Raw genomic sequence first — 12,651 nt, 5'->3', positions numbered from 1 at the left:
TTGCCCTCAGCCGTCCTTGCCGTCGAGCCGCGTGCGCAGCAACCAGGGCGTGAAAACCCAGAGGTAAAGCAAGAACGCCACGCTCCAGGCCGCCGCCGCGGCGATCAGCCAAACCGCCAGCCATCCGGGTGCCAGCAGCGGCAGCAGCACGCGCAGCACGGCGGCGCCCAGCACCAGACCATAGGCCAGCACTTCAAGTCTGGACACCTGTAACAGTCGGCCGGTATGGCCGCGCGCGGTGCGGGTGATCATGCCGATGACGAGGCCACCGGTGGCGCCTACCGCCAGCGCGTGGATGCCGGCCGAGACCGGCACGACACCGATCTGGGCCAGCGCCAGCAATGCCAGCCCAATCGGAATCCAGGCGTAGGCGGCGTGCAGAATCCACAGGATCGGCCGCTTTCCCGTGACGCCTGGGCGCCAAGCCCACAAGCGTTTCACATGCAGGACACTGGCCAGCGCCAGCAGCGCCAGCGTCAGCAGGCCCGGCGCTGCAAATACCCAGAGCGTCAAGCCGAGTCCGGTGGCGCCCAGCGTCAACCGCTCAAGGCCTGCCGTAGCGCTAAGTTTCAAGCCCGGCGTCACCGCCATAGTGAAAGCCGGAATGACGCGCCCGGCCATCACACATTCGATCAGCACGATCAGCGCCAGAGCGGCGTGCAAAGGTGTCAGGACCGACACTGGAACCACTTGCAGCAGCGCCAGGTGAAACAGCAGATTGGCGCCGGCCAGCAGGGCCAGCAGCAAGGCCAGCGGCAGATTGCGATGATTGCGCGCGCGCAGCAGCAGATTGACCAGAATGGCCGCCACCAGCGGCAGCAGCGCCAGGTCCAGCAGCGCATACAGCGCGTAAGGCCCTGCCACGGAGGCAAAGCGCGCCGCCAGCCACAGCAAGGCCAGGGCACCCAGCGCCGGACCGCGCGGTGTTGCCAGCCCGGTCCAGGCCTTGCCGGCCGTCAACAGAAAGCCCACGATGATGGCCACCGCGAAACCAAACAACATCTCATGCGCATGCCACAGCAGCGCCGGCGCATTGGGCGTCCACTGCAACTGCCCCAGAAACATGGCAATCCACAGCGGCACGGCCAAAGCGGCCAGCAGCGCACCCCCGATGTAGAACGGCCGAAAGCCCAACCGCAACAAAGGAATGCCCCGGGGCGGCGGAGCGGCCGCCTGGGCCGCAGTGAAGATTGGCAGGGAATCGAGTTTCATGCGGGTGAGATGACACAGGCGTCAAGGAATTTAATAACATTCATTTTACATGAATCTTAAATACGCTGTCGCATGTCGTGCCTGCGGTCAACATCCGCACTGGCGAAAGGGTGCATTCCAGTAAAGCCGAAGATGAAAACTCAATCAAAGGCGGCGCGCAGCAGCTCAAGCACGCGCGCATAAGCCTGCTCCCGCGCTTGCTCATTGGGCCCGGCATGCACACCTTGACCGGGGTGGACGCCGTTAGGTATGCCGGCCAGCAGCTTGACCGACCCGACCGGGTTGTCGAAATCGTGGTAGCTGTCGGGGTAGACATGAACTTCCGCACCGACGGTCTGACCAAGTTCAACGCAGGGTCCCGGCGGTGTCCAGTCGTCAAGAGCGCCCAGCAACATCAGCAGCCGGGTGTTGGGCCGATAGCCGGCCTTGCGCGCCGCGCCGCAGCCCGGGTAGAAAGCAATGGCGACACCGGCCTTGACCGCCTGGGCGGCGACTTCCCGCTGCCCGGCATCGGTCGCCGACAGCACGGCGCTGCCGCCATGCGACCAACCCAGCAGCGCGATTTTGGAAGCACTGGCCCACGGTTGCGCAGCGACCCAGTTCAAAGTAGCCAGCGCGTCATGGCGGCGCTGTGTCTGCGTGATGGCGCGATCACCGATTCTTTGCCTGCACAACTGGGCCACGCCACGCGGGCTCAGGCTGTCCGGAAACACGACCGCGTAGCCCTGCGCCAGCAGCAGGTCGGCCAGGGCTTGATGGCGGGCATTGAGCTGCCCCCGGCGCGCCCCCGAGGTAGCGTACAAACCACCGCAGCCATGCAATGCCACCACAGTGCCCGCGGGTTGGTCTGTCGGCCGAAAAACCCAGGCTTTGAGTGGCGTGCCATCCAGACTGGCAAAGCCGACCGGCTCCGGTAGTGCGCCCAGCGCTGACACCCCGTCGCTTCCCATGGCAAGCGCCAACACCAGCTTGAGCATGGGCATCACCCAGGTCCGCTGCAACATGCTGCGTCAGGCCCGGATTTCCCTGGCACTGATCTGGTACTTGAAGTCATCGGGCGCGTAGGAGTCGAGCCGGCCGGCGGCGTTCTCCGCCGTCGGGTACATCAGGAAGCCCAGCCTGGGGCTTTTGGCGTGCGGCAGCTTGACATCGTGCGCGGTGTTGAAAGCCATCCAGTTGCCTTCCCAACCGCCAAACAAGCTCTTGTTGACCGGCGCCACGATCGCATTGGCAGCTGACTTGATCCACTGGGGCGTTTCCTGGCGCATCACCTTGGCGACATCGGCCGGGTCCATGCCGACCCAGCCCCGGCCTTTCAGGAACACCTCGGCACGGCAGTGTTGCGCGCCCTTCAGGCTGGCCGGGTTGCCACCCAGTTCCTTGTAGCCGAAGGCGCTGGGCGCTACGCGCAGGCCATAGACGTCGCGTGCCGGCAGGCCGACCGAGCGGCACAGGCCGACAAACAAGGCATTCAGATCGGCACACTTGCCGCCCAGATTGCCGGTTTCCAGCATGCTCTTGATATCGCCCTCGCCGCAGCCGCGCACCTTGGGTTCGCGGAAGGTGTTGGTGACGATCCAGTCGTACAGTTTTTGCGCTTTTTCAGCGTCGCCGTGGGCGCCGCGAATGGCCTCCAGCGCGGTCTGGCGCACGATGCCGTCGGTCGGTAGCAGGCTGGTGGATCGGGTCCAGTATTGGAGCGTGGCCGCGTCTTCATTGACGTCTTGCCGCTTCGCGCCGTCGAGGGCACGGTTTTGGGTCCGGATCAGGCTGCTCAATTCGATAAAAGGTTTCGCCTCGTTGGCGGCAAACTCGACGTAAAGCATGCGCACGCCCTGCTGCTCATCGGCTGTCAACTGGGCCTTGCCATTGCTGGCAAAGTTGTTGCCCAGGGACTGTTGCCATTCGCTGTTGACGCTGGGTACCGGCAGCCAGACCCGGGTCACGCCTTGCGGCTTGGCGATGTCGACCCGGGTCGTCACCTCGAAGGTGCGCCAGTTGCCAGGCTGGGGGTTGAACTGGCGCTCGGCGGCAATCGCGGATTGGGCGAAATTGACAGTCGGCAGGGCCGCAGTGGCAGCGGCCAGCGCCGTGGTCTTGAGAAAATTGCGGCGCGCGACAGGACGCGCGAAGGCGTGAACGGTGGTCATCAAGAGAACTCCGGAAAAAGGTAAAAAAACGGGCGCAGTCGGCGTAGGTCAAGATACCCCGAAACTGGCTCAAGCGAACGCGGGCAAGCCCGGTCCGGCCCGGCGATTATCGCTGCCCGGGCGGCGGCGCCAGCAAAGACGCAAGCAGGCTGGCGGCCTCGGCGCCCGACCAGTCCAACTCACCGCGCAGCACGCCACGCACCCGGCCGTCGGCGGAGATCAGCACGGTGGAGGGAAACAGCCGGACACCCCACTGGCGCGCCAGCAACCCGGCCGGGTCCGGCAGTATCGGCAAGCGCAGCTCATTGCGCTGGGCATAGCGCCGGACAGTGCCCTCGGACTCCTTGAAATTGACCGCCAGCACCCGCAATTTTTCCGGGCCAAGGCTTTGCGCCAAGGCTTGCAGGGAAGGCATTTCGGCCCGACAGGGCTCACACCAACTGGCCCAGAAATTGATCAACACCGCCTTGCCGCGCAGGTCCTTCAGGCGCCAGACCTGACCGTTGAGATCGGTCGCTTGCAGTGAGGGAACGGGTTTGTGTGCGCTCCAGGGCACAACTTCATAGCCCTGGGCTTGCACCCCGGGGCTCGCCGCCAGCGCCGCGCAGGCAAGGCACAGCGCAACGCGCAAGCGACGGCAGTTCAAAGCTTGGCGGAGACCCAGCCCAGCACGCTGGCCAGCGCTGCCGCCAGTTTGGCCGGCTCGGTGCCGCCGGCCATCGCCATGTCGGCCTTGCCGCCGCCCTTGCCGCCGACCTGGGCAGCACAGAAGTTGACCAATTCGCCGGCCTTGACTTTGCCAACGCTATCAAAGGTGACGCCCGCCGCCAGCTGCACCTTGTCGCCGTCGACCACCGCCAGCACGATCACCGCCGTCTTGAGCTTGTCCTTGAGCTTGTCCATGGTGTCGCGCAAGGTCTTGGTGTCGGCGCCTTCCAGCCGGGCCGCCAGCACTTTGATGCCCTTGACCTCCACCGCCTGGGCTACCAGCTCATCGCCCTGGGCGGAGGCCAGTTTGCCCTTCAGCGCGGCAATCTCTTTCTCCAGCGCCTTGACATGCTCCAGCACATGGCCGACGCGCTCATTGATCTCAGGCAGCGGTGCCTTCAGGCTGCCCGCCACCTGCGTTACCGTGGTCTCCAGATCCTGCAAATAGGCCAGCGCGTTGTGCCCGGTGACGGCCTCGATGCGGCGCACGCCGGAAGCGACGCCGCTCTCGGCCAGCACCTTGAACAGACCGATGTCGCCGGTGCGCTGCACGTGGGTGCCGCCGCACAGTTCGCGGCTGTCACCGATGTCCATCACGCGCACCGACTCGCCGTACTTCTCGCCGAACAGCATCATGGCGCCCGTTTTCTGGGCCGATTCAATGTCCATCACGCGCGCCTGCGTGGCGGCGTTGCTCAGAATCTCGGCATTGACGCGCGCTTCGATCTCGCGAATCTCGTGGTCGCTCACCGGCGCGTTGTGGGCAAAGTCGAAACGGGTGCGCTCAGCGTTGACCAGAGAGCCTTTTTGCTGCACATGCTGGCCCAGCACTTCGCGCAAGGCCTTGTGCATCAAATGGGTCACGCTGTGGTTGCGCTGGGTGGCGGCGCGCAACGCGGCGTCGACATGCGCCGTCACGGCATCGCCGACCTTGAGCGTGCCGGTCTTCAGCACACCGTGATGGCCAAACACATCGGCCTTGATTTTTTGCGTGTCTGCCACCTCGAACAACGCGCTGTCGCAGAAGATGGCGCCTTGGTCGCCGACCTGGCCGCCGCTCTCGCTGTAGAACGGCGTGCTGTCCAGCACCAACACGCCGGCCTGCCCGGCGGCAAGCGTCGCAGCAGCTACGCCATCGACATACAGCGCGACGACTTTGCTGATTTGCGTCAGGCTCTCGTAGCCGACAAATTCATTGCCGTCACCGCTGTAGTCCAGCGCCCGGTCCATCTTGAACTTGCCCGCGGCACGACCCTGGGCCTTCTGTTTTTCCATGGCGGCGTGAAAGCCGGCCTCGTCCACGTCGACACCGCGCTCGCGGCAGACGTCGGCCGACAGATCCAGTGGAAAGCCAAAGGTGTCGTGCAGCTTGAAGGCGACCTCGCCCGGCAGCACTTTGACACCACCTTCCAGCGCCGCGTCCAGAATCTGCATACCCACTTCCAGCGTCTCGAAAAAGCGCTCTTCTTCCGCTTTCAGCACCTCAACGATGCGTTGCTGCTGCGCCGCCAGATTGGGATAGGCCGCCCCCATCAAGGCCACCAGGTCGGGTACCAGTTTGTGGAAGAACGGCGTCTTCTGGCCCAGCTTGTAGCCGTGCCGGATGGCGCGCCGGATGATGCGCCGCTGCACGTAGCCGCGCCCTTCGTTGGACGGGTTGACGCCGTCGCTGACCAGGAAGGCGGTGGCACGGATATGGTCGGCGATCACGCGCAAGCTCTTGTTGTCCAGATCGGTGCAACCGGTCTCGCGCGCGGCGGCCTTGATCAGCGCGTCGAAGATGTCGATTTCGTAGTTGCTGTGCACATGCTGCAGGATGGCGGCCAGGCGCTCCAGCCCCATGCCGGTATCGACGCAGGGAGCCGGCAGCGGTTTGACGGAACCGTCGGTCTGCATGTCGAACTGCATGAACACGTGGTTCCAGATTTCGATGTAGCGGTCGCCGTCGGCATCCGGGCTGCCGGGCGGGCCGCCCGGGATTTCAGGTCCGTGGTCGTAGAAAATTTCGCTGCAGGGGCCGCAGGGGCCGGTGTCGGCCATCATCCAGAAGTTGTCGGAGGCGTATTTGGCGCCCTTGTTGTCGCCGATGCGGATCACGCGCTCGGGAGGCAGGCCAATCTCCTGGGTCCAGATCTCGTAGGCCTCGTCGTCGTCGATATAGACCGTGGCCCACAGCTTGTCGGCCGGCAGCTGGTAGACCTGGGTCAGCAGTTCCCAGCCCCACTTGAGCGAGTCGCGCTTGAAGTAGTCGCCAAAACTCCAGTTGCCCAGCATCTCGAAGAAGGTGTGATGGCGCGCCGTGTAGCCCACGTTTTCCAGGTCGTTGTGCTTGCCGCCGGCGCGCAGGCAGGCTTGCACCGAGGCGGCGCGCACGTAGGAGCGCTTGTCGGTGCCCAGAAACACGTCCTTGAACTGCACCATGCCCGAGTTGGTGAACATCAGGGTCGGGTCGTTGCCCGGCACCAGCGGGCTGGAGGGAACCACGGTGTGCCCCTTGGACTCGAAGAAGTCGAGGAATATCTTGCGAATGTCGGCAACGCTAGCAGGGGTAACAGGTGAATTCATGGAACGAGGCGAATGGTTGAACCTTCAATTTTAAGTCATCAAGCCGCCAGACGATGACTCTCCAGGAAGGCAAAGAGCGCGGCTTCCTCGCAAAAAGCAACGTTGAACCGGAGCCAGGGACTGGGCGTCAGTTCGGGGCTGAACAGGTGGCCGGGTCCCAGCAGGATGTCGTGTTCGGCGGCCTTGTAGGCCAACTCGGCGGCGCTGGCGATGCCGGGGTGCCTGGCCCACAGAAACAGGCCCGCCTTGGGTTCCGTGAAAATCACGAAACCAAGCTTCAACAAGCGTGCCGCGACGTCCTCGTGCGCTTTCGCCAGCCGCTCGCGCAGGCCCTTGAGGTGTTTGCGCCAGCGCCCATCGGTCAGCGCGCCATAAGCCAGGCGCTCGCTGAACTCGGACGAGGTCAGACCGGAGAGCATCTTGAGCTGCGCCAGATCCTCCGCCAGTTCCGGACTGGCGGCCAGGTAGCCGACCCGGATGTTGGGCGAAATGGTCTTCGAATAACTGCTGATGTAGATGACCCGGCGCAACTGGTCCAGGCTGGCCAGCGAGGGCCGGGGCTCCGGGTCCAGATCGACGTAAATGTCGTTCTCCACCACCAGAAAATCATGTTTTTCGGCCAGTTGCATGACGCGGTGCAGATGCGCCAGTGGCGCCACCGAACCGGTGGGACTTTGCAGCCGCGGCTGGGTGAAAAAGACCTTCGGTTGATGTTCCAGCACCAGGCGCTCCAGTGCCACCAGGTCGTAACCGGCCGTGCTGCGCGGCACGCCAATCAGGCGCGCACCCAGAAAGCGCAGCGAAAACAACTGATTCGGGTAACCGGGGTCGTCCACCAGCACGGCATCCCCCGCGCGCACCAGGCGCCGCGCCACCAGGTCCATCGCCTGGCTCGAGCCCTGGGTCAGCAACACCTGCTCCGTGTTGACGGCAATTTCCTGCTCGGCCAGCAGATCACGCAGCAACAGACGCAGCGGCGGGTAGCCCTTGGGCTCGCCGTAGCCACCCAGGTCCGCATTCTCGGCGGCCAGCGTGCGCAGGCCGCGCCGCACGCCCTCCTGAAACAGCCAGTCGCCCGGCAACCAGCCGCAACCCGGTTTCATGGGCAGGGCCCGATTCTCAAAAGACCGGCGCAAATACCACATCGAGTCGAAGCTGAAATTGGGGCCGTGCGCCGGCACCCCGGCATCATGCAGCGGCCGCTGCTTGACAAAAAATCCGGAATGCGGGCGCGACGCGAAATAGCCCTGCGCCACCAGCCGGTCATAGGCGTCGACCACGGTAAAGACGCTGACCTTGTGGGCGTGCGCGAACTGGCGGATGGACGGCGCTTTCGAGCCGGGCCGCATGGCACCCTGCTCGATCAGGAGACGAAAGCCTTCCACGATCTGCAAGACCAGGGGTGTCGAACTTTGAAGATTGAGCGAAAACAAAAGCAGGACCTAAGGGTTTTTCTGTACCGGTGCAGCCCCCTGCACAGTACACCTGAAAAATGGGGCGATCTGTATATGGTAGCGGGCGCGGCCCGGGCCTACATTTGCAGCAGTTTAAAAACCACCTTCTGGAGTGCCATGCAACGCGAGCCCGATTTGACCAACACCTTATTGATGACCCGGCGCCAGGCCGCGCTGCCGCGCGGTGTCGGCCAGAGCCACGAAGTTTTCATCGCCCGCGCCGAGAATGCCGAAGTATGGGACGTCGAGGGCAAGCGCTACATCGATTTCGCCGGCGGCATTGCGGTACTCAATACCGGGCACCGGCATCCGGCGGTGATAGCAGCCGTCAAGGCGCAACTCGATCGCTTTACCCACACCTGCTTCCAGGTGCTGGCTTACGAGCCTTATGTCGAATTGGCCGAACGCCTCAACGCGCTGGCGCCGGGCGACTTCGCCAAAAAAACGATGTTCATGACGACCGGCGCGGAAGCGATCGAAAACGCCATCAAAATCGCCCGCGCCTACACCGGACGCAGTGCGGTGGTCGCGTTCAGTGGCAGCTTCCACGGCCGCACCCTGCTGACGCTGGGCCTGACCGGCAAGGTAGCGCCCTACAAGACCGGTTTCGGTCCGTTCCCGGCCGAGATTTTCCACGCCCGCTTTCCCGATGCACTGCACGGCGTCAGCGTCGACGAATCAATCGCGTCGGTGGAGGCCATCTTCAAGAACGACGTCGAAGCCAATCGTGTGGCGGCCATCATCGTGGAGCCGGTACAAGGCGAAGGCGGCTTCAATGTGGCGCCGCCCGAGTTCCTGCAGCGCCTGCGTGCGCTGTGCGACCAGCATGGCATTGTGCTGATTGCCGACGAAATCCAGACCGGTGCCGGTCGCACCGGAAGCTGGTTTGCCATCGAGCAAAGCGGTGTCGCGCCGGACCTGATCACGATGGCCAAGTCGATGGCCGGCGGCTTTCCGATCTCGGCCGTGGTGGGCCGCGCCACGGTGATGGATGGACCGGCGCCGGGTGGTCTGGGCGGCACTTATGCCGGCAGCCCGATGTCGTGCGCCGCCGCCCTGGCGGTGCTGGATGTATTCGAGAAAGAAAAGCTGCTGGAACGCAGCCGCCAATTGGGCCTGCGCTCGACTGCCAGTCTGAAAGCCATGGCGGCCAAAAACCGCTGCATCGTCGAGGTGCGCGGCCTGGGCGCCATGGTGGCGATCGAGCTGTGCCAGGACGGCGACCTGAAGCGGCCCGCCGCCGACCTGACCAAACGCCTGGTGGCGGAGGCGACGCGGCGCGGCCTGATCCTGTTGTCGTGCGGAACTTACGGCAACGTCATCCGCATCCTGGTGCCTTTGACCGCCAGCGACGCCATCGTCGACGAAGGCCTGGCTATCCTTGACGCATCGTTGACAGCGGTTCAGGCGGTTTGACTTCCCGCGGGGTCGCAATTTGGTTATGCTTGGCCGCTTGACCGAGCCGACGCGCTGGTCAAGCGGCCGCCGCGCTGCACCCCTATTTCCTTCACTACCCATGAATGCCATGAACACCAAAACTTCTCCCCTCTCGCTGCTCAAAGACCCGACCCTGCTGAAAACCGACGCCCTGATCAACGGCCAGTGGGTGGCTGGCAGAAGTCGTTTTGCGGTGACCGATCCGGCCACCGGCCAACACCTGGCCGACGTAGCGAACCTGGGCCCCAAGGACGCCGAAGCAGCGATCGCCGCCGCCAACGCCGCCTGGCCGGCCTGGCGCACCAAAACCGCCAAGGAACGCAGCATCATCCTGCGCAAATGGTTCGATCTGCTGATGGCCAACCAGGACGATCTGGGGCGCATCATGACGGCCGAGCAGGGCAAGCCGCTGCCCGAGGCCAAGGGCGAAATTGCTTATGGCGCCAGTTTTGTCGAGTGGTTTGCGGAAGAAGCCAAGCGCATCAATGGCGAGACGCTGCCGCAGTTCGACAACAACCGCCGCCTGCTGATCCTGCGTCAGCCGATTGGCGTCTGCGCCGCCATCACGCCCTGGAACTTCCCCACCGCCATGATCACGCGCAAGGTGGCACCGGCCCTGGCGGCCGGTTGCACGGTGGTCATCAAGCCGGCCGAACTGACACCTCTGAGCGCGCTGGCGGCGGCCGAGCTGGCGCTGCGGGCCGGCATTCCGGCCGGTGTGCTCAACATCCTCAGCGCCGACGCCGACAACTCCATCGCCATCGGCAAGGTGCTGTGCGCCAGCGACGTGGTGCGCCACATCAGCTTCACCGGTTCCACCGAAGTGGGCCGCATCCTGATGGCGCAATCGGCCCCCACCGTCAAGAAGCTGTCGCTGGAACTGGGCGGCAACGCGCCCTTCATTGTGTTCGACGATGCCGACATCGACTCCGCGGTGGAAGGCGCTTTTGCCAGCAAATACCGCAACGCCGGCCAAACCTGCGTCTGCTCAAACCGGCTCTACGTGCAGGAGGCGGTCTACGACGAGTTCGTCACCAAGTTTGCCGCCAAGGTCAAGACCGCCAAGGTCGGCAACGGCTTTGAGGAAGGCGTCAACCAGGGGCCTCTGATCGAGGAAGCGGCACTGGTCAAGGTACAGCGCCACGTGGCCGATGCGGTGGCCAAGGGCGGCCGCGTACTGGTCGGCGGCAAGCGCCTGGTGGGTCAGTTCTTCGAACCCACCGTGGTGGCCGATGCCACGGCCGACATGCTGTGCGCCAAGGAGGAAACCTTTGGCCCGTTCGCACCGGTCTTCAAGTTCAAGACCGAACAGGAGGCGATAGCCGCCGCCAACAACACCGAGTTCGGTCTGGCCAGTTATTTCTACAGCCGCGACGTGGGCCGCATCTTCCGCGTTAGCGAAGCGCTGGAATACGGCATGGTGGGCATCAACGTCGGCATCCTGGCCACCGAGCACGTCCCGTTTGGCGGCGTCAAGCAGTCCGGCCTGGGGCGCGAGGGTTCGCACCACGGCATCGACGACTATGTCGAAATCAAATACCTGTGCATCGGCGACATCCTGAAGTAAAGCATTCTCCACGGCGAAAACAAGGCACTCCATGAACCATCAGAAAGCAGAAATCTCCCTGGCCGGACAGAGCGACGTCCGGCACCATCTGCATCCTTACACACAACTGCGCGAGCTTGAGCAAGACGGCCCGTTGGTGATTGTGCGCGGCGAAGGGGTGCAGGTGTTCGACGAGCACGGCAAAGCCTATATCGAAGGCATGGCCGGCCTGTGGTGCGCTTCGCTGGGTTTCTCGGAGAAGCGTCTGGCCGACGCGGCCTACCGCCAGATGACCACCCTGCCCTACTACCACTCGTTCTCGGGCAAGGTTCCGGGGCCGGTGACGGCACTGGTGGAGGCCATGATCAAGTGGGCGCCAGTGCCGATGGCGCGGGTCCTGTTTGCCAATTCGGGGTCGGAGTCCAACGACACCGCGTTCAAGCTGGTGCGCTATTACAACAACGCCAAGGGCCGGCCGCTGAAGAAGAAGATCATTGCCCGCAACAAGGGCTACCACGGCGTCACGGCAGCCGCGGCGTCGATGTCCGGGCTGGCCACCATGCACCAGCACTTCGACCTGCCGCTGCCGGGCATCGTGCGCGTCAGTTGCCCGCACTTCTACCAGTACGGACTGCCGGGTGAAACCGAGGCCCAGTTCGTCGACCGGCTGGCCAAGGAACTCGAAGACACCATTCTGCGCGAAGGCCCGGACACGGTGGCCGCCTTCATCGCCGAACCGGTGCAGGCCGCTGGCGGCGTCATCATCCCGCCCGAGGGTTACTTTGCCAAGGTGCAGGCGATCCTGAAAAAGTACGACATCCTGTTTCTGGTGGACGAGGTGGTGACCGGTTTCGGTCGCCTGGGACAGGCTTTCGGGACCCAGGTCTTCGACTTGAAGCCCGACATGATCACGGTCGCCAAGATGCTGACCTCGGCCTATGCGCCGATGTCGGCCCTGTACCTGACCGACGAGATTTACCAGACGATTGCCGACACCAGCGCAGCCGTCGGTGTCTTTGGCCACGGCTACACCTACAGCGGGCACCCGCTGGCCTGCGCCATTGCGCTGGAAACCTTGCGCATCTACGAGGCCGACAAGGTCATCGACCATGTGCAAAAAGTCGCTCCAAGGCTGCAGCAAGGCCTGCAAAAATTCAAGGACCATCCGCTGGTGGGCGCGGTGCGCGGCCTGGGCCTGATCGGCGCCATCGAGTTCGCGGCGGACCCGAAAGCGCACCAACCTTTCGACCCGAAACGCGGCGTCGGCGCCTATTTTGTCGCTCGCGCGCAGGCGCACGGGCTGATCGTGCGGGTGCTGATCGGCGACGTGATTGCCTTCTCACCGCCGCTGATCATTTCCGAGAGCGAGATCGACACCCTGCTGGAGCGCACCGCTCTGGCCCTGGCCGACACCCTGGCCTGGGTCGAAACATGGCGCACATAAACGGCTCCGGCCGGATTTTTCGAATATAGTAACGAAGACTCCGAAAGTTTATGCACCATGGCACTGATCGAGTTTGAACATGTCTTCAAGCGCTACCCGGGCAGCAGCAACGCCGCGGTAGACGACTTGAACCTG

At 64.0% G+C, this 12,651-nt stretch carries 9 protein-coding genes; 3 read left to right on the top strand and 6 right to left on the bottom strand.

Features of this window, described 5'->3' with window-relative positions; genetic code table 11:
* Positions 1-6 precede the first annotated feature (6 nt).
* The 6 genes from PHS32_RS19915 to PHS32_RS19890 form a co-directional block, all read right to left on the bottom strand.
* The gene (locus tag PHS32_RS19915; protein ID WP_301080869.1) at positions 7-1,212 is read right to left on the bottom strand and encodes an NnrS family protein; all 1,206 of its coding nucleotides are present in this window, start codon (positions 1,210-1,212) and stop codon (positions 7-9) included.
* A gap of 140 nt (positions 1,213-1,352) precedes the next feature.
* Positions 1,353-2,216, bottom strand: a complete 864-nt coding sequence (locus tag PHS32_RS19910) for a dienelactone hydrolase family protein (RefSeq protein WP_301080868.1) — start codon at positions 2,214-2,216, stop codon at positions 1,353-1,355.
* Between the two features lie 6 nt (positions 2,217-2,222).
* Positions 2,223-3,362 (bottom strand): transglutaminase domain-containing protein, encoded by a 1,140-nt coding sequence (locus PHS32_RS19905; RefSeq protein WP_301080867.1) that lies wholly within the window; start codon positions 3,360-3,362, stop codon positions 2,223-2,225.
* Between the two features lie 106 nt (positions 3,363-3,468).
* Positions 3,469-3,993, bottom strand: a complete 525-nt coding sequence (locus PHS32_RS19900) for a TlpA disulfide reductase family protein (RefSeq protein ID WP_301080866.1) — start codon at positions 3,991-3,993, stop codon at positions 3,469-3,471.
* 11 nt (positions 3,994-4,004) lie between these two features.
* The gene (gene alaS / locus PHS32_RS19895; protein WP_301080865.1) at positions 4,005-6,635 is read right to left on the bottom strand and encodes an alanine--tRNA ligase; all 2,631 of its coding nucleotides are present in this window, start codon (positions 6,633-6,635) and stop codon (positions 4,005-4,007) included.
* A 38-nt stretch (positions 6,636-6,673) separates the two neighbouring features.
* On the bottom strand, positions 6,674-8,068 hold the full coding sequence (locus tag PHS32_RS19890; RefSeq protein WP_301080864.1) for a PLP-dependent aminotransferase family protein: 1,395 nt from the start codon (positions 8,066-8,068) through the stop codon (positions 6,674-6,676).
* Between the two features lie 138 nt (positions 8,069-8,206).
* Between PHS32_RS19890 and gabT the strand changes: the two genes are divergently transcribed.
* From gabT to PHS32_RS19875, 3 genes are all read left to right on the top strand, one after another.
* Complete coding sequence (gene gabT / locus PHS32_RS19885; protein ID WP_301080863.1) at positions 8,207-9,505, top strand: 4-aminobutyrate--2-oxoglutarate transaminase; 1,299 nt, start codon at positions 8,207-8,209, stop codon at positions 9,503-9,505.
* A gap of 109 nt (positions 9,506-9,614) precedes the next feature.
* The gene (locus PHS32_RS19880; RefSeq protein WP_301080862.1) at positions 9,615-11,093 is read left to right on the top strand and encodes an NAD-dependent succinate-semialdehyde dehydrogenase; all 1,479 of its coding nucleotides are present in this window, start codon (positions 9,615-9,617) and stop codon (positions 11,091-11,093) included.
* 31 nt (positions 11,094-11,124) lie between these two features.
* Entirely contained in the window at positions 11,125-12,516 is a 1,392-nt protein-coding gene (locus PHS32_RS19875; RefSeq protein WP_301080861.1) for an aminotransferase, read from the top strand.
* The last annotated feature ends 135 nt before the right edge of the window (positions 12,517-12,651 follow it).

It is taken from the genome of Rhodoferax sp. (assembly GCF_028714215.1).
In the GTDB taxonomy this organism is placed as follows: domain Bacteria; phylum Pseudomonadota; class Gammaproteobacteria; order Burkholderiales; family Burkholderiaceae_C; genus Rhodoferax.
This window is presented reverse-complemented; position numbering and strand designations above follow the sequence as displayed.

Excerpts from the sequence above, each read along its gene's own strand:
- PHS32_RS19915 (WP_301080869.1), bottom strand. The coding sequence starts at position 1,212 with ATGAAACTCGATTCCCTGCCAATCTTCACTGCGGCCCAGGCGGCCGCT.
- PHS32_RS19910 (WP_301080868.1), bottom strand. The coding sequence starts at position 2,216 with ATGTTGCAGCGGACCTGGGTGATGCCCATGCTCAAGCTGGTGTTGGCG.
- PHS32_RS19905 (WP_301080867.1), bottom strand. The coding sequence starts at position 3,362 with ATGACCACCGTTCACGCCTTCGCGCGTCCTGTCGCGCGCCGCAATTTT.
- alaS (WP_301080865.1), bottom strand. The coding sequence starts at position 6,635 with ATGAATTCACCTGTTACCCCTGCTAGCGTTGCCGACATTCGCAAGATA.
- gabT (WP_301080863.1), top strand. The coding sequence starts at position 8,207 with ATGCAACGCGAGCCCGATTTGACCAACACCTTATTGATGACCCGGCGC.
- PHS32_RS19880 (WP_301080862.1), top strand. The coding sequence starts at position 9,615 with ATGAACACCAAAACTTCTCCCCTCTCGCTGCTCAAAGACCCGACCCTG.
- PHS32_RS19875 (WP_301080861.1), top strand. The coding sequence starts at position 11,125 with ATGAACCATCAGAAAGCAGAAATCTCCCTGGCCGGACAGAGCGACGTC.